The organism is Vibrio wakamikoensis, from assembly GCF_050337275.1.
Lineage (GTDB): Bacteria > Pseudomonadota > Gammaproteobacteria > Enterobacterales > Vibrionaceae > Vibrio > Vibrio chaetopteri.
Map to the genome: position 1 here is coordinate 27,814 of NZ_JAKJST010000025.1, position 16,510 is coordinate 44,323.

General features: G+C 46.1%; 16 protein-coding genes. 6 read left to right on the forward strand and 10 right to left on the reverse strand.

Translation table 11 applies throughout. The annotated features are described in order from the left end of the window. Positions 1-32: 32 nt before the first annotated feature. The 3 genes from L4C42_RS15125 (at position 33) to L4C42_RS15135 (ending at position 2,277) form a co-directional block, all read left to right on the forward strand. Positions 33-1,031 carry a phospholipase A gene (locus L4C42_RS15125; RefSeq protein WP_353498895.1) on the forward strand — a complete coding sequence of 333 codons (999 nt, stop codon included), beginning with the start codon at positions 33-35 and terminating at the stop codon, positions 1,029-1,031. A gap of 109 nt (positions 1,032-1,140) precedes the next feature. After that, entirely contained in the window at positions 1,141-1,803 is a 663-nt protein-coding gene (locus L4C42_RS15130; protein ID WP_429761085.1) for a DUF3313 family protein, read from the forward strand. Between the two features lie 12 nt (positions 1,804-1,815). After that, positions 1,816-2,277 carry a hypothetical protein gene (locus tag L4C42_RS15135; protein WP_429761087.1) on the forward strand — a complete coding sequence of 154 codons (462 nt, stop codon included), beginning with the start codon at positions 1,816-1,818 and terminating at the stop codon, positions 2,275-2,277. Between the two features lie 101 nt (positions 2,278-2,378). On the opposite strand, the gene L4C42_RS15140 is transcribed toward L4C42_RS15135, so the two are convergent. The 6 genes from L4C42_RS15140 to L4C42_RS15165 form a co-directional block, all read right to left on the reverse strand. After that, positions 2,379-2,612 (reverse strand): CG2 omega domain protein, encoded by a 234-nt coding sequence (locus L4C42_RS15140; protein WP_353498898.1) that lies wholly within the window; start codon positions 2,610-2,612, stop codon positions 2,379-2,381. Positions 2,613-2,763: 151 nt separating this feature from the next. After that, positions 2,764-2,910, reverse strand: a complete 147-nt coding sequence (locus L4C42_RS15145; protein WP_353498899.1) for a hypothetical protein — start codon at positions 2,908-2,910, stop codon at positions 2,764-2,766. Between the two features lie 121 nt (positions 2,911-3,031). Next, positions 3,032-3,757, reverse strand: coding sequence for an RluA family pseudouridine synthase (locus L4C42_RS15150; RefSeq protein ID WP_429761089.1), 726 nt, complete (start codon positions 3,755-3,757; stop codon positions 3,032-3,034). Positions 3,758-3,931: 174 nt separating this feature from the next. After that, positions 3,932-4,852, reverse strand: a complete 921-nt coding sequence (speB, locus tag L4C42_RS15155) for an agmatinase (protein WP_353498901.1) — start codon at positions 4,850-4,852, stop codon at positions 3,932-3,934. Then, positions 4,853-6,763: an arginine decarboxylase gene (gene speA, locus L4C42_RS15160; RefSeq protein WP_353498902.1), complete on the reverse strand. Its 1,911-nt coding sequence runs from the start codon at positions 6,761-6,763 to the stop codon at positions 4,853-4,855. It abuts the gene before it with no gap. Positions 6,764-7,017: 254 nt separating this feature from the next. Next, the gene (locus L4C42_RS15165) at positions 7,018-8,808 is read right to left on the reverse strand and encodes a sigma-54-dependent Fis family transcriptional regulator (protein WP_429761092.1); all 1,791 of its coding nucleotides are present in this window, start codon (positions 8,806-8,808) and stop codon (positions 7,018-7,020) included. 345 nt (positions 8,809-9,153) lie between these two features. Between L4C42_RS15165 and exaC the strand changes: the two genes are divergently transcribed. Both exaC and L4C42_RS15175 read left to right on the forward strand, forming a co-directional pair. Further along, positions 9,154-10,674, forward strand: a complete 1,521-nt coding sequence (exaC, locus tag L4C42_RS15170) for an acetaldehyde dehydrogenase ExaC (RefSeq protein ID WP_353498904.1) — start codon at positions 9,154-9,156, stop codon at positions 10,672-10,674. A 231-nt stretch (positions 10,675-10,905) separates the two neighbouring features. Further along, entirely contained in the window at positions 10,906-11,622 is a 717-nt protein-coding gene (locus L4C42_RS15175; protein ID WP_353498905.1) for a hypothetical protein, read from the forward strand. Positions 11,623-11,713: 91 nt separating this feature from the next. On the opposite strand, the gene L4C42_RS15180 is transcribed toward L4C42_RS15175, so the two are convergent. The 3 genes from L4C42_RS15180 to codB all read right to left on the reverse strand — a co-directional run bounded on the left by L4C42_RS15180 (position 11,714) and on the right by codB (position 14,769). Beyond that, positions 11,714-11,923 (reverse strand): cold-shock protein, encoded by a 210-nt coding sequence (locus L4C42_RS15180; RefSeq protein ID WP_353498906.1) that lies wholly within the window; start codon positions 11,921-11,923, stop codon positions 11,714-11,716. Between the two features lie 304 nt (positions 11,924-12,227). Beyond that, entirely contained in the window at positions 12,228-13,505 is a 1,278-nt protein-coding gene (locus L4C42_RS15185) for a cytosine deaminase (RefSeq protein ID WP_353498907.1), read from the reverse strand. A 19-nt stretch (positions 13,506-13,524) separates the two neighbouring features. After that, a complete protein-coding gene (gene codB / locus L4C42_RS15190) occupies positions 13,525-14,769 on the reverse strand; it encodes a cytosine permease (RefSeq protein WP_353498908.1) in 1,245 nt (414 codons plus the stop codon). A gap of 403 nt (positions 14,770-15,172) precedes the next feature. On the opposite strand from codB, the gene L4C42_RS15195 reads away from it, so the two are divergent. Continuing rightward, entirely contained in the window at positions 15,173-15,907 is a 735-nt protein-coding gene (locus L4C42_RS15195) for an RNA methyltransferase (RefSeq protein WP_353498909.1), read from the forward strand. A 76-nt stretch (positions 15,908-15,983) separates the two neighbouring features. Here the strand turns inward: L4C42_RS15195 and fdxA are convergent, their stop codons facing one another. After that, positions 15,984-16,307, reverse strand: a complete 324-nt coding sequence (fdxA, locus tag L4C42_RS15200; RefSeq protein ID WP_429761096.1) for a ferredoxin FdxA — start codon at positions 16,305-16,307, stop codon at positions 15,984-15,986. Between the last annotated feature and the right edge of the window lie 203 nt (positions 16,308-16,510).

Below are 16,510 nucleotides of genomic sequence, written 5' to 3' on the forward strand. Positions count from 1 at the left end.
TATTAAAATAATATCAATAGGGTACGCTCCTCATGAAACGAACTTTGATTACGCTTTTTGCCCTGAGTCTTGCGAATAACGCTCATGGCGGAAAGACCGCAGACTGCCAACTTGAACGATTCCATTTGTTAGACGATGACACAACATTAGGTGAGGTTAGGCGCTATTGCAATGAAACCGGCTCGACGCCATCCATAGCAGCGCCAAATAAGTCCCAATCAGGGGCGATCAGTCAGCGTTTGAATCAGGAAAGAGAGGCCGAAAGTGGAGCCTTTGTTCTTACGCCTCATAGAATGAACTACATATTGCCAGTTTATACAACGTCGAGTTTGACCCCGCTTGAAAACCAAAGTTCGAGCGAAGTTTATCAGGGTCTCAAAACCGTCGAAACGCAATTTCAAATAAGCTTGAAATTTCCTCTAACGTTTGACTCACTCTTCGTACCAGGGGATAAAATTTATGGAGCATTTACGCTTGAGGCTTGGTGGCAGGTGTATGCTAAAGATATTTCCAGTCCTTTTCGAGAAACTAACTATCGGCCAGAGGTGTTCTACGCGATGCCACTTGACTGGCATCCCTTAGGCGGCAATACCGGAATGATGGTAGGTATTGAGCATCAATCCAATGGTCGTGCCGGCGTTCAGTCGCGTTCGTGGAATCGTATCTATCTGAATCTCGCTTATGAACGTGACCGAGTCGTGGCCTATATTCGCCCATGGTATCGACTACCGGAAGATCCGAAAGCGGATATCAATGATGCTCGTGGTGATGATAACCCAGATATTGAAGATTACGTTGGTCATGGTGAAATTGGCTTGGGTTACGATCTCGACAAGTACAAAGTGTCGATTTTCGGGCGAGGAAATGTCAAGACAGGCAAAGGTGCGATGACGCTCAATGTGACTACCCCGCTTTATGGCAAGTTGCGTGGCTATATCAAAGTATTTCATGGTTATGGGGATAGTTTAATCGATTATAACCATATTCAGACACGTCTTGGCATTGGGGTAACCCTCAATGACTTGTTCTAATGCGGACAGTTCATACCGGTTTAGTACCCATTCATTCTCTACAAACTCACTCAATAGTTTTACTGCGTTAGAGTAGCAAGCTCTTTGAATATCAAACATTGGAAGTAGGATGCGTACACTCATTATTATGGGCTTGATTGCGACACTCACGGCGTGCAGCGCTGTTTCTGAACGCTATAAGCACAATGATTTCACTTATCAAGTTAATACAAACACAGACTCTTGGCGATATGTGTGGTTGCCGGCAGAGTATTCTGATCAAACATTACTCAAAGAGAAGTTCTCCACGTATTCCAATTTTTATATCGCACCAACACGATTGGAGGTTCAAGACTCTGAGTTTTCCGAACAGGAGTTGAGAGATTTTGCCAACTACCTTGAGTTTGAAGCTCAAACGACGCTGGCCAACTATAAAACGCCGGCGTCTTCTCCTAAAGAAAATGGCCTGACCGTCCAGTTCGCAATCAGTAACGTTGCTACGCCAAATTCCATCCTTGCAACTACGAGTTCAGTGCTTCCAGTAGGGCTCGCTATCTCTTATGCGTCTTTGCTGACGACAGGGGAGCACACTAATGTGACGACGGCGAGGATCGAAGTCTTAATCTCTGATAGTCAAACTAAAGAGCCACTCTTCTCTGCGATTGACATCACTGCGGGTGAAAAAAGCCTAGATAATATCTTGGAGCCAGAAGAGGAAATTAAAAGCATACTTAGAGGATGGGTAAATAAACTGGAACAAACGTTGAACCAGATACCCGAAAACGCCAAATAAGGATCACTTATCATGTATTTTGACTTTAAATCTATACTCCCTAAGGTGATAGATAACAACTATCAAGGGGCAAAGCTGAGCCAATATTTCTTCTATTGCCTTACTGCTATGACGTTATGGCGTAGCCAGCACCATTTATTGGCCGCTGATGGCGGCGCACAAAGTATTGCAACCATTCCATTAGACTCATTTAGTTCGGGTGCCGCGTCAACCATCGTTGGTATATTTGCTTTGTGGGGGCTTTCACAGCTGTTACTTGCCTTTATATATCTGTTGGTGGCTGTTCGATATAAAAGCCTTATTCCCATGATGTTTATTATCGCCATCGCAGAGTATGCTGGAAGGTTTGTGGTTGGTAGCTGGAAACCCGTTGTCACACTTGGTAATGCGCCCGGAGGGCTTATCAATCTACCGTTAGTATTAGTTTGTCTGGTTGCGCTCTTGGGTTCCATTTATCGACGTGATAGCCGCTAGTTTAAGAAGCTGTCAAGTGGCGGTCATAGTTATTAACAATCGCCACTTCTTGTTTGCTCGCAACGCCTTGCGTTTATCATTTTGACGTTATTATCGGTTTTTCACTTTTTCTTTCCGTGCCCTTTCCCTGGGTTGTCCTTGCCATGAACACTTCGGTTCTCTTTGTTTTTGTTATGTTTATTATCACACTCTTCGGACTCAATTCGAACGCGATCTGATTCGTAGCTTACACAGTCTTCACTTAGCTCAAGGTGATCGCCTTTAATAGAGATACTTGCAAAGCTGATTGATACAGGAAGTAGCATGGCCGTTAGTATAAAGATAAGTTTGCGCATTGTATGGGTGTCTCATTGTGGTAACAATTGGATGAGGCGTAGTGTAGGGGAGATGCTCAGCGGAAATTTGTCATTTTGCGCCATCAGGCATAAGTGTTTGACTTCCATTCATTAATTAATGTTCAGAGGTGTCATATCTTATTTGTCTGAGCTAGTGGTGTACTCGTTGTCTTTTTTCAAAAATGGATGCTGTCAGGTTGTAGGTTAGAGCCGGGGCGACCAATCTAGGCTCTGGTAACTGGTGGTCGCGCTGCTCTCGCTTATCAACAAATTGCTGCTTTGTGGTTTGAGCTGCCATAAAGGCGTTGGCACCTTTTTCTTCACCGATGGTCGTCTTATGGACTCAGCGCTTCCTCCAGGGAAGTCGGCTCGACCAGTGCGTTGTTGACCTTATCGGGCGATGGTTTACGCCGATTTTGCTAAAAAGGATTAGGACTATGGCCGTGGATGCGCTCGCCAGTGGATGGGTGGTTAAAGTAAATGTCGCTGGCATGTAGCATTAAGCGCTGTGAGCCGTTATTTAGCTGCTGGTTGTTATAAAGATCGCATCCTAGAATAGGGTGGCCGAACTCAAGGCTATGGATCCGCAATTGATGTGTGCGACCGGTGATGGGAGAGTATTGCACTAACGTTCTGAGTGGGTTGTCTAGGCGGCGAATGATCTGGTAGTCACTGAGGGCTTGTTTTCCTGTATGGTGGCAAATTTTGACGCGAGGAAATAGAGCTTTATCTTTAGCTATCGGAGCGGATATTTGGCCGCTGTCTGCTTCAACCCATCCCGCTAGCATCGCGAGGTAGCGCTTTTGTACAGTTTGAGCTTGAAACTGTTGGTTGAGAGATTTAGATGCTGCGCTATTGAGCCCGACCACCATGACACCTGAAGTTCCAAAATCGAGCCGATGTGGTAACTTTGCCTCTGTAAAAGCAGGGGTTTCATTTTGAGTTTGGGTTGCGCTTTGACCATTTACTAGTCGATAGTGCACCGAATCCCAATTAAGTGGATTTTTACCGGATAAACTTAACAACCCGCTCGGTTTATTGATGAGTAAAACATCATCATCTTGATAGAGGATTTCTACATTAGTCTGACATTTTGGTGCCACAAAGTTATCGATGATTTCATTAGTAGGGTCAGATTTAGACATACAGTAGGAGTCCTGATGCAATAACAGAGAAGGCACACGAGCCACAGAACCGTGGAGCTTACCACTAGTTTACGAGCAAGACGACTGTAGGCTGACATCAATTTGCTTATGGTGAATCAACAGGGGCGCAGTGTTAAAAAAGCAGCGAGGCTGAATGCCCCACTGTGTTAGTTTCTATTCCTTGTTTTCCTTACTTGCCCATACATAAAGTAGCTCAAGTGCGATGGTTGCTCCTGCTAGTGCAGTAAGATCGCTTTGGTCGTAAGGAGGTGACACTTCTACCACATCCATACCCACGACGTTGATACCTGCTAGACCGCGGATGATTTTCAGAACTTTGTCCGAGTTCAAACCGCCACAAACCGGAGTACCTGTACCAGGAGCAAACGCTGGATCTAAACAGTCAATATCAAAGGTGATATACACGGGCTTATCGCCAATGATGCTGCGGATCTGAGTCACAATTTCTTCTGCGCTTTGATCGTTCGCTTGCATGGCGTTGATCACGTTAAAGCCGTGGTCGTCGTATTCAGTACGAATACCAATTTGCACGGAGTGCTTAGCAGAAATAAGACCTTCTTTTGGTGCATGGTAAAACATAGTACCGTGGTCGTAGTTACTGCCGTTTGAGTACGTGTCTGTGTGAGCATCGAAGTGAATCAATGCCATCTCACCATGATGTTTAGCGTAAGCGCGCAAAATAGGTAGAGTGATGAAGTGATCACCCCCTAAAGCAAGCATGGTTTTACCGCTTTTTAGAATCTCGCTCGTCGCTGCTTCCAAACGGTAAGTGAAGTCTTCAGCATCACCGGTATCGAACACCAAGTCACCAGAGTCAATCACTTTGGTCTTGTCGAAAACGTTGAAATCCCATGGGAATTTCTTGCCTTCCCAAGCTAGGTTAACCGAAGCGCGGCGAATCGCGTCTGGCCCCATGCGAGCGCCAGGGCGACCGGAAGTCGCCATGTCTAGAGGTACACCAAAAACCACCACGTCTGCGTCCGCAGATACTGGGTTTTTCACGTAAGGTCGACGCAAGAAGGTCATTGCGTTCGAATACAGTGAATAATCAGTTTTAGTAAACAAATCATTCATTTAAAAATCCTCTAAATAGGTGTAGCCAGTTAAGCCGCACTCTAGTTCTTCTAAAATAAGCGCTTGTTCGTCAGCCGCTATGTGGCGTTCAACCAGCTCTTTGTAGTTCTTTTTAATCGCGTCTACGTCGATGTGAACGTAGCGCATCATGTCTTCAACAGTGTCACCCACGTCGATGGCGGTAAATTCAAACTCGCCTTCGTCAGTAACGTTAACAACGGCACTGTGTGTATCGCCAAACAGGTTGTGCATGTCACCAAGGATCTCTTGGTACGCACCAACAAGGAAAAAGCCCATTAGGTAGGGTTCATCTTTGTTCCAAGCAGGTACTGGTAGCGTAGATTCAATACCTTGGCCATCAACATATTGCTTAACGGTACCATCAGAGTCACAGGTAATATCCAGCATGATCGCGCGCGTTTGCTCTTCACCACCGAGACCCGATAGTGGTAATACTGGGAATACCTGTTCAATACCCCAAGCGTCTGGCATCGACTGGAATAGAGAGAAGTTCACAAAAAACTTGTCTGCTAATCGTTCGTTAAGCTCATCAATAATCGGTCTGTGGAAGCGATTCTTGTTGTCCATTTGGCGATGTAATTCACCGTAAATGCTTAGACTGAGCTGCTCTACCCAGGCACGCTGATGCAGATCAACTACACCAGATGCAAACAAGGTGTGTGCTTCTGTTAGATCGCTTTGTGTATCGTTGTAAATCTCGATGACAGCGCGAGCATCAGTGCCGCCTTTTAGGCTCTGCCAGTTTTGCCACATATTTTGAAGCAGAGGATGAGCCTCTTCTGCTGGAGCGTCAACAGACTGAACGTTATAGCTTTCTGTGCCAATCACATTGGTGATCAGTACCGCGTGGTGCGCGGTTAGCGAGCGACCGGACTCAGAAATAATTACCGGTGCGGTTTCTTCGTAGAGCGCACATACGTCGCCAACGGTACTCACGATGTTACGAGCGTACTCAGCAAGTCCGTAGTTCATAGAACTGCTCGACTGACTGCGCGTACCGTCATAATCGACCGCTAGACCACCGCCTACATCGAAATAGGAGATAGGTACAGACATCTTGCGAAGTTCACAGTAGAAGCGAGCCGCTTCGTTTACCCCATTTCGCACATCGCGAATGTTGGCCATCTGCGAGCCTAAATGGAAATGCACAAGTTGCAGCATATCCAATTGGTCTTGCGCTTTTAGGCGGTCGACAACTTGCAGTACTTGAGAGGCAGACAAGCCGAATTTAGATTTGTCACCACCACTAGATTGCCATTTACCCGCACCTTGAGAGGCTAGGCGTATACGCAAACCCACTCGTGGTTTTACGTTAAGTGCTGCTGCTTCTTTTAGTACGATATCAAGTTCAGAGAGCTTCTCGAGTACGATGAAAACTTTGTGCCCCAGCTTTTCGCCAATCAGTGCCAAACGCACATATTCACGGTCTTTGTAGCCGTTGCAAACGATCACAGAGCTGGCACGTTGTGCCATCGCAAGGACGGCCATCAATTCTGGTTTACTGCCTGCTTCTAGACCAAGCTGCTTGGTTTCTGCTTCCGCTTGGCTCTCTAGGATTTGCTCAACCACATCTTTTTGTTGGTTTACTTTAATTGGGTAGACCAACAAGTACTGGTTCTGGTAACCGTAATCTTGAATAGCTTGGTTGAAAGCATCACAGATACCATGAACGCGTTGGTGGATGATTTGTGGAAAGCGTACCAATGCCGGTAGCGTCAGCCCTTTATCTTCCAGAGCTTTAGCAATTTTGGTGAGTGGTACTTGGTGCTGTCCATTTTTATGTGGAGAAACAATGACATCCCCTTCGTCATTGATTCCGAAGAAATTTTGGCTCCAGTATTGGACGTTATAATCCGCACGTACGCGGTCAAGCTTTGAAGTCGTTGTCACAGCGTGTCTCACTTATCATGTGTTCAGGCTGTCGCTCATCTCTATACTTGCTTAAGGTATATGATTCGAATTGTTGCTCGATTTGATGATTGAGAAGAAGCATTTACCTGAAAAATCAAACCCCGTGATGATCTTCCATGATGCTCACGAATAGGATCTTGAGTGCTTATTGTTGTGGAGCGCTTACTCAAGATTTGTGCGCATTAACGGACAAATCATCCCTCATGTCTAACAAAAGATATTTGTCATTACGATTACGGTTGGTTGTAGCCGAGTTTTTTCAGTTTTCGGTAGATGGTGTTGCGACTAATACCGAGTAATCGTGACGTCTGGCTGACGTTACCTTTGGTTTTATTAAAGGTCGCGATCAGTGTTTGATCCAGTGTAGAACGTAAGTTTTGTTTGTTGGTGTCGTCTGCCGTTTTTAACGCAAACCATTTTTGGTGGAGGCTAGTTGGGATAGATGCGGGTGTGATTATCTCTTCATCACACAGCGCTGCCAGCAAACGGCACGCGGAGACGATTTCTCGAATGTTTCCAGGCCATTGATAGTGAATCATGGCATCCAATAGAGAAGGGGAAAGGGTTTGCTTTGGTGCTTCACGGTGAAACAGCTGGCAGATAAGCGCGTCGAGATCGTCACGCTCTCTTGCTGGTGGCAAGGTAATGGTTAACCCTTCAAGTCGATACCAGAGATCTTCACGAAACTCACCGCTGGCAACCTGCTGCGGTAGGTTAGCATGTGTGGCGGCAATCACGTAAACATCAACAGGGTAGGTTTTTGGAGAGCCGACGGGAGAGACCACTTTATCTTGTAGAACATGCAACAGACGAGATTGCGCAGACAGTGGCAGATCGCCTATCTCATCGAGAAACAGTATGCCGCCATTGGCTTGGCGAAACTTACCTTCAAAGCCCTTGCTATTGGCTCCGGTGAAGGCACCGGGCGCATAACCAAACAGTTCGGACTCAATTAAGTCTTTGGGTAGGGCGCCGCAGTTGATAGAGATAAGAGGCTTGTCTGCCAAGTCACTTTGCTGATGCAGCGCTTTAACCAGTTCATTTTTCCCGCAGCCAGTTTCACCGCCAATGACTAAGCTAATTCGCTTGTCCATGACTTTGGCCGCTTGTGTCCATAACTGCTCAATATTGCTGTCTCCGAAGTGAAGCGGGCAGGGACGCGGTTTGTTCGGAGAGCTCACGATGCTGCTTAATGGAATCTTTGCTTTGCCGCGCACCGCTTCAACCTGATAGTAAAACTGCGCGGTTTTACTTATTTGGTTCATGGTCAGCGATCCGATGACACTATCGATGGCATCTCCAGGTTGGATTTGGTTGGCAAGAACACTTGATGCGATAGCGTTTTGCGCCAGTACTTGGCCGTTTTTATCGGTGACGACAATACCTTGCCAGCCGCTGTCCAGTACGGAACGGTCATGACCGATACGAATACGCAGAGCGGCGTCTGGAATATGATTGAGTAGCTCACTCTCGACTTTTTGCACCATAGATTGAATGAGTACTTGAGTCGCATCGTTATGAGTTTGGTATTCGCTAGTGACATCGAGCACCGCAAGCAAACTGCCGTCGGGAGCAAAAATGGGGCTGGCGGTACAACTGATAAATTGGTGGTCACGAATGAAATGTTCGCCGCCGATAACCGAAATAGGGCGCTTTTCTATTAATGCCGTACCAATGGCGTTGGTACCTTTGAGCTTTTCATCCCAGACCACCCCTTGGTCGAGGGCAATTTCGGTAAGTTTTTCGCGAAAGCGTTTTTGTCCCCATGTTTTAATAATGGCGCCTTGAGTATCGGCGAGGATCAGACGACTGTCGGTACGGGAGAATATTTGACAAAACAACGGATAGGCATGCTGTTCAACTACTTGGATGAGTGACTGGTGCTGCTCGGCGCGTGACTTGATTTCTTCGCCATCGATGCGTCGGTCGTCCGGCTGCTTTCGACTGCTTAAACCTGCGAGTACGCTGCGTCGCCAAGAGTCTTTTAACCAAGTTTTGTTGTTTTGTATCTGAGTAACTAACATAACGTTCCCGAATGTGAGTGTTCCAGTTTCTCTGCCGATAAGACCGACGGTTCTCTTTCGATTATTCTTCGCTGTTCAATGGCTTGTAGTGACTGTGCCAATCTGTAACAGCGGTGTGTGACACACTGTGGCATCTTGTAACAGTGTGGGTTTGATGACCTCAATGAGTGTCACCCAAAGACAGTACAATAAAAATATATTAATCATAAATTTACATAATTATAACATTTAAAGCATTTGGCTTGGCGTAAATGTTGCCTTTATCACTGTACGTTTTTGCAACCGCTTGTTTTTGTTGTTGCAAAAGTGCTGCCAACAGTCTGAAAAATAGAAAAAGGAATGAACATGATTTACGCTCAACCAGGAACAGAAAACGCCGTCGTCAGCTATAAAAGCCGTTACGAAAACTACATCGGAGGCGAGTGGGTAGCGCCAGTAAATGGCCAGTATTTTGACAACGTGTCACCAGTAAATGGCAAACCGTTTTGTGAGGTTCCTCGCTCAGGTGAAGCAGACATCAATCTAGCGCTGGATGCGGCACACGCTGCAAGAGAAGCTTGGGGTAAAACCAGTGTTGAGCAGCGCGCCAATATTATGCTGAAAATTGCGGATGCAATTGAACAGAACCTTGAAGCGCTTGCTGTCGCTGAAACCTGGGAGAATGGGAAACCCGTTCGTGAAACGCTAGCTGCGGATCTTCCTTTAGCGGTGGATCATTTCCGTTACTTTGCCGGCTGTATCCGAGCGCAAGAGGGCACAGCGGCCGATATCGATGCTACAACGGCGAGCTATCATTTCCCAGAACCCGTTGGTGTTGTTGGGCAAATTATTCCTTGGAACTTTCCGATGTTAATGGCTGCATGGAAACTGGCACCTGCACTGGCGGCAGGGTGCTGCGTGGTACTCAAGCCAGCGGAGCAAACGCCCGCGTCTATTTTGATGCTGATGGAGAAAATTGGTCACTTACTACCACCAGGTGTGGTGAACATTGTTAATGGTTACGGCGCAGAAGCAGGTCAGGCCTTGGCGACGAGTGAACGTATCAACAAGTTAGCCTTCACAGGTTCTACCGAAATCGGCCACCATATCTTGAAATGCGCAGCAGAGAGTTTGATTCCATCGACAGTCGAGTTGGGAGGTAAATCTCCAAATGTGTATTTTGAAGATATTTTCGATCAAGACGACGATTATCTAGATAAGTGTATTGAAGGTACATTGCTTGCGTTCTTTAACCAAGGTGAGGTATGTACTTGTCCATCACGTGTGTTAGTGCAAGAGTCGATCTATGATAAGTTCATTGCCAAGCTTGAAGAGCGTTCTCGTGGCATCAAACAAGGCAACCCACTCGATGTTACCACGCAAGTTGGTGCTCAAGCTTCACAAGAGCAGTTTGATAAGATCATGAGCTACCTTGAGATTGGTCGTCAAGAAGGCGCGAAAGTGATCATTGGTGGAGACATGAGTAAGCAAGAGGGCGATTTAGAGCAAGGTTATTACATTCAGCCAACTATGCTTGCAGGTAACAACAAAATGCGCGTGTTCCAAGAAGAGATCTTTGGTCCGGTGATTGCGATCACCACGTTCAAAGATGAAGCGGAAGCGTTGGCGATTGCCAATGATACAGACTACGGATTAGGTGCTGGAGTTTGGACGCGAAACGGCAACTTGGCATATCGCATGGGTAGAGAAATTCAAGCTGGTCGAGTATGGGTGAACTGCTATCACGCCTATCCAGCACATGCCGCGTTCGGTGGCTATAAGAAATCGGGCATCGGCCGCGAAACTCATAAGCTGGCACTGGGTCACTACCAAAACACCAAGAACCTGTTGGTTAGCTATTCAACCAGCCCATTGGGTTTCTTCTAACCTGGTTTGAATAAATATTGAACCTGTCGAAACCGAAGTCCTATGGGCTTCGGTTTTTCTTGAATATAGCACTTGTGTATCGGTGCTGATATTTATAGCCTAAATGTCAGCTATATATCTAGCTCAGTTTTTTAAATAGCTAAAAACGCGCATCATAGTGGTACTTTCTGAAGCTATCCTTGTTTCAGAAGATTAGCTTTCTTCCCTCAAATTGCCATAGAGAACCATGACATGCGACACGTCTATTTACCATGGAAGACGTCACGCCACGGATTGCTCACCCTTGCTTTACTCTCTTCATCGCTCATTCCATCTTTTGCTACTGCCAGTGAATCACAAAGAGAGATCGTTGATTTCAATATTCAAGCGACAAAGTATCAAGATGAAGTCATTGGTGTTTTCGGTATAGATGTGGCAGCGACGGATAGCGTCACTTTAAGTGCGGAGGTTGATACCGATCGCTATCTGCAATTCGGTGCGAGTTACGATTGGCTTACGGGCAACCATTACTTCAACGTTTATGGTCAATATGGGTTTGACGACACTATCGACATCCACGACGTTGGATTTATGTATGGTTACTCGGCTGCACCATCGTTATTTGTTTATTGGGATACTTATTATCAATGGCGAGATACCAGCAAAGCTGTAGAACTGCCAGAGCCTATTGATTACGCTAATCATCGCCGGGAGTGGAAAAACACCTTAGGCGCAAGCTATAGCGTTCACCCTTTGCTGGATATTGGTGTTAGTTACAATGTGGATGTGTTGACATCACAGCATGGGTTTGAAAACAGTACGCGCAGTAGCTACGACATTTCAGCGACAGTGAACACGCCTTATGTTCAACCGTATGTGAAGTACACAAAGGGTCAGTATCGTGTGCGTCCAGGTAGACCGATCGAAGACAGCAGCAATGTCGAGTTGGGATTCTATCTCGACTTTTGACGAGTGTGGGTAGTGAGGGTTCTTAGACAGACAGAAAAGAAAAAGGCCTCGATTTCTCGAGGCCTTTTAGCATTCTTACGAAGCTGCGTTATTAAGCTGGAACAACGTTAACAGCTTGTGGGCCTTTTTGGCCTTGCTCAACACCAAAAGAAACCGCTTGGCCTTCTTTTAGAGTTTTGAAACCGTCACCAGAGATAGCGCGGAAGTGAACGAATACGTCTGGACCGTTCTCTTGTGCGATGAAGCCGTAGCCTTTCTCTTCGTTAAACCATTTTACAGTGCCAGTATTTGTGCTAGACATATTATGTCCCTTACTTTTCAGATTAAAAATTTTTGCCTTTAGGCGGTCTCGCTTTGTGGTTCTGTTTATTTAATCAAGCTGTAAATGGATAAAACGAATGACAAATACCCTAGGGGAAAATCTGACAAAACTTATCGTACTCTTTTTACTCTTACTTTAAATAACTCTCTGAACTCCAGAGCACGAGCAGTGTACCACCACCTATCGAGGGTTTAAATGAATTTCTTGTTAAATCGTAAAAAAAATGCAAGCGATTTTGTCGCTTGCACTGGTGTTTTGAGGCTAGCCTCCCGGTTGAAGACAGTTAACGTTGGAATGTAACGCTTTCTTCAGTGCCTAAGTGAATTGAGGTTTCTGCCGGTTTGGTGTGGGCAATCACTTCACCTTTGCGGATAGAGTAGCCCACTGGAACTTGACGGCGAACGGCATCGAAGCCGTTTTCTGCAGGTAGCAACAACAGGCTGCCGGGCTTTCCAGCTTCAATCCCATAATTGTGGTGAATGTTTAGTGCCTTGGCTGAGTTGTGACTGATCATATCCAACGATTGGTTGATTTGGTCGTAACCCATCACTTGGCAAACGTGCAGTCCCATATGCAGAACTTGCAGCATATTTGCTGTGCCTAATGGGTACCAAGGGTCAAACACATCGTCATGACCGAAACAAATATTGATATTTGCTGCTAGCATTTCTTTGACACGTGTGACGCCGCGACGTTTCGGATAGTCATCGAAGCGACCTTGTAGGTGAATGTTCACCAATGGGTTCGCTACAAAGCTAATACCAGACATTTTCAGCAATCTAAATAGTCGTGACGCGTAGGCACCATTGTATGAGCCCATTGCCGTTGTGTGGCTAGCGGTTACGCGGTCACCCATGTTGAACTTGTGTGCCAAGGCTGCAAGTGTTTCTACAAAGCGTGATTGCTCGTCATCGATTTCGTCACAGTGAACATCAATCAAGCAGTCGTATTTACGCGCAAGTTCAAACACATAATGCAGAGATTCCACACCGTATTCACGAGTGAATTCGAAGTGTGGGATTGCACCAATCACGTCTGCACCCAGTTTAACTGCTTCTTCAAGTAGTTCTTTGCCATTTGGGTAAGACAAAATGCCTTCTTGCGGGAACGCTACGATTTGGATGTCTACCCACTGTTTCATCTCTTCACGCACTTCAACCATTGCTTTTAGTGCGGTGAGTGTTGGGTCAGACACATCGACGTGGGTACGCACGTGTTGAATGCCGTTGGCAATTTGCCATTTTAAGGTTTGCTTAGCACGGCTTTTCACATCTTCAATAGAAAGCATAGCCTTGCGCTCAGCCCAGCGCTCGATACCTTCAAACAGCGTACCAGAAATGTTCCAGCTCGGTTCACCCGCAGTTTGCGTCGTGTCGAGGTGGATGTGTGGCTCACAAAATGGCGCAGTTGCCATTTGGCCCGTTGCGTCAATCACACGGTCAGCAGTGAACGATTTGGTTCCTGCTGTTTCAATCGCTTTAAACACCCCTTCTTCGATAAGAATATCGAACTGGCCTTGTTGACCATTGATGGTTGCGTTTTGAATAAGCAAAGATGACATGGCATCAAATTCCTAGTAATTAAGCGTCAGCGTTTTCTAGCTGAGCAGTTTTTGCATTAAGAAGACGGTTTAGTACAAGATAGCTTAACGCGCCACCAAGTACGGCATTTAGTGGCACAACGCCAGGTAAGAAGTTACCAGCTGCAACACCAAGCGCCACGGCAATGATACCTGCCCAGTTTACCGTTTGGAATTTTGCTGTTTCAAAATTTGCGTAACGCTTACGGTTGATCAGGAAGTCTGCGATGATCACGCCGCCGATTGGTGGGATAGCCAAAGATAGGAACGTTAACCAGCCTACAAAGTTGTTGTATAGCCAAAGTGCACACAAAGTACCGACAACACCGTTTGCCATCGACAAGTATTTACTTGGTAAACCGGTGACGTTAGAGAAACCAAGGCCAGAGGCGTAAAGCGCGTTGTCGTTGGTAGTCCAGATGTTCAGACCTAGTACGATGATGGCAGGTAGCAATAGACCTTGAGCGATCATCACTTCAGAGATATCTGACTGGCCTGTTACCGATGCGCCGGCAGCGCCGAAGATGAACATCAGCGAGTTACCAATAAAGAACGCCACCATGGTGATGAAGACTGCACCCATTGGCTTTTTACCGAAGCGTACGAAGTCAGCGGTAAGTGTACCCGCACTCACAAACGAACCCACTACCATCGCAAGTGCAACAGAGAAATCTAATGGTTCAGCAGGTTGGATTTTTTGCAGTTCGGCAACTCCGCCAGCGCTATCTACCGCCGTCAGTACAGAGTAACCACCCAATAGTGCGATAGCAGGAACCGCGATAGCTGACAACACCATCAATGCGGAAATGCCAAAGTAAACCGTCGCTGTCATCAACAGACCGCTCACCAAAATCAGGATATTGGTATCAATGCCGGTCGCTTTTTGTACTGGGATAGCGAACATGGCGACGCCAACACCAAACCAACCGACTTGAGTACCGCCAAGGAGCACAGAAGGAAGCCAAGAGCCTTTAGAACCAAAAGAGAAACGAGCAAGGAGGTGAGTAGAGAGACCAGTAGAAGCGCCGATGTAACCGAGGAAAGAAGTGTAAATACCGAGGATGAGGTTACCGATGAGAACAGCGAGGAAGAAATCATTGAAAGCAAGTCCAGTACCGAGGGAACCACCGGTCCACATACTTGCGGAGAAGAAGGTCAAACCAAGCATTACCATGGTTAATGAAGCGACTCCCTTCCTGGCCGTTGCCGGAACTGGCCCTAAACTGTAGTTGTTATCCGCAGACATCTGATACCTCACAATTCACTAAATATGTTTATTCGTACGTTTACCTGTATTTCAGGCAAACGGCGCGTATTATGGTGATGTAAATCACAGAGTCAAGCGCTGAATTCTCCAAAAGTGACGTTGTTTTTTAGCTTCGCTTTATTAGTGCCAATTAATCATAAGGTTAATAAAATTATGGCTGGAAATTATTTTGAAAATTAATTTCCAGCCAAACTAGGGAAACGTTTGCTAGTGGAGGTTGATTAGTGGTTTTTCTTAGTTTGATCGAAAAACGATAGTTTTGCTTCAAAAGTATGAGTTTTGACTATGCTGTTAGTATTGCTCAAATCCGGGCTAGCATCCGTGCTCGCATAGTTTTGCCAATTAAGTATATAATGCGCCCGCTTTTATCTGAGGTAAGACAATGATTTCAAAAAACCAACTAAAACTGCTGAGAGCCCTTGGGCAGAAAAAACAGCGTAAAGCACACGGCCTATTTTTGGTGGAAGGCGAAAAGAATGTGCTTGAGCTTGTCGAGACGTCATTGAAGGTAAAGCAAGTCTTTGCCACATCAGACTTCTTAGCTAAGCATGCTAGTGAGCTTCGTGCTTATGAGTGTATTGAAGCGACCTTAGATGAACTGACAAAAGCGAGTTCGCTTGTTAGCAACAATGCGGCAGTTGCAGTGGTTGAGATCCCTCAGACAGATGCACCGGAACCAAAAGGTATGATGATCGCGTTGGATGGCGTTTCTGATCCTGGCAACCTAGGCACCATCATTCGTATTGCTGATTGGTACGGTATTAAACACATTGTCGCAAGTACCGATTGTGCGGATCCGTACAACCCTAAAACAATCCGCGCCACGATGGGCAGTTTTGGACGAGTTCAGGTCACGCTGCTCGACTTACCTCGTTATCTCAATGAAGCAAAAATACCGGTATATGGAGCGTTCTTAGAAGGGAAAAGCGTTCACACGACAAACTTTTCTCAGCAAGGTATCTTGTTGATGGGCAGTGAGTCGCACGGTGTACGTGCTGAAGCTGAGCATTATGTTACGGATAAAATCACCATTCCGGCGTTCGGCGGCGCAGAATCGTTAAATGTGGCTATGGCGACCGGTATTATCATGGATAACTATCGTCGTCAGCATAGTTAAAAATCAGCTTAGTTAAAAACTGGCGCGAGACTTGAGTAGACCCCTGCCTGCGCAGGGGTGACGATACCCTTCAGGGCTACTTCTCTAGCATCCCAAGTTTGTTTGGTACGCCATTCCACTTCTCTGCTTCATCCATTGCGGGTTTGACTTCAGTTTGAACTGACCATACTTCCGAAAGCTCTGCGTTGAGTTCGATAAACACGTGTTGGTCATCGGTGAGCTCATCTTCTTGGAAAATAGCTTGAGCGTCACATTCAGGTACGCACAGTCCACAGTCAATGCATTCGATTGGGTTGATCACCATGAAATTTGGGCCTTCGTGAAAGGCGTCAGCAGGGCATACCGCGACACAGTCGGTATATTTACATTGAATACAGTTATCGGTAACGACAAATGCCATGATGGTGAACTCTTATTAGCCAAATTTGTGGAGGGGCGATAATACTGATCCGAGCGCAAAATTCAATATCTTGGCGCTACTTGATCCCTTTATCACCCGTCTAAGTCGCAATTAAGTATGACAGACAAATCAAGTTAACGTAAAATGCGCGCCATTGTGAGCGAGCAAGCCTTAAGTTTAAGCCATTCGGTTTAGAGAACGGG

Excerpts from the sequence above, each read along its gene's own strand:
- L4C42_RS15125 (WP_353498895.1), top strand. The coding sequence starts at position 33 with ATGAAACGAACTTTGATTACGCTTTTTGCCCTGAGTCTTGCGAATAAC.
- L4C42_RS15130 (WP_429761085.1), top strand. The coding sequence starts at position 1,141 with ATGCGTACACTCATTATTATGGGCTTGATTGCGACACTCACGGCGTGC.
- L4C42_RS15135 (WP_429761087.1), top strand. The coding sequence starts at position 1,816 with ATGTATTTTGACTTTAAATCTATACTCCCTAAGGTGATAGATAACAAC.
- L4C42_RS15140 (WP_353498898.1), bottom strand. The coding sequence starts at position 2,612 with ATGCGCAAACTTATCTTTATACTAACGGCCATGCTACTTCCTGTATCA.
- L4C42_RS15145 (WP_353498899.1), bottom strand. The coding sequence starts at position 2,910 with ATGGCAGCTCAAACCACAAAGCAGCAATTTGTTGATAAGCGAGAGCAG.
- L4C42_RS15150 (WP_429761089.1), bottom strand. The coding sequence starts at position 3,757 with ATGTCTAAATCTGACCCTACTAATGAAATCATCGATAACTTTGTGGCA.
- speB (WP_353498901.1), bottom strand. The coding sequence starts at position 4,852 with ATGAATGATTTGTTTACTAAAACTGATTATTCACTGTATTCGAACGCA.
- L4C42_RS15165 (WP_429761092.1), bottom strand. The coding sequence starts at position 8,808 with ATGTTAGTTACTCAGATACAAAACAACAAAACTTGGTTAAAAGACTCT.
- exaC (WP_353498904.1), top strand. The coding sequence starts at position 9,154 with ATGATTTACGCTCAACCAGGAACAGAAAACGCCGTCGTCAGCTATAAA.
- L4C42_RS15175 (WP_353498905.1), top strand. The coding sequence starts at position 10,906 with ATGCGACACGTCTATTTACCATGGAAGACGTCACGCCACGGATTGCTC.
- L4C42_RS15180 (WP_353498906.1), bottom strand. The coding sequence starts at position 11,923 with ATGTCTAGCACAAATACTGGCACTGTAAAATGGTTTAACGAAGAGAAA.
- L4C42_RS15185 (WP_353498907.1), bottom strand. The coding sequence starts at position 13,505 with ATGTCATCTTTGCTTATTCAAAACGCAACCATCAATGGTCAACAAGGC.
- codB (WP_353498908.1), bottom strand. The coding sequence starts at position 14,769 with ATGTCTGCGGATAACAACTACAGTTTAGGGCCAGTTCCGGCAACGGCC.
- L4C42_RS15195 (WP_353498909.1), top strand. The coding sequence starts at position 15,173 with ATGATTTCAAAAAACCAACTAAAACTGCTGAGAGCCCTTGGGCAGAAA.
- fdxA (WP_429761096.1), bottom strand. The coding sequence starts at position 16,307 with ATGGCATTTGTCGTTACCGATAACTGTATTCAATGTAAATATACCGAC.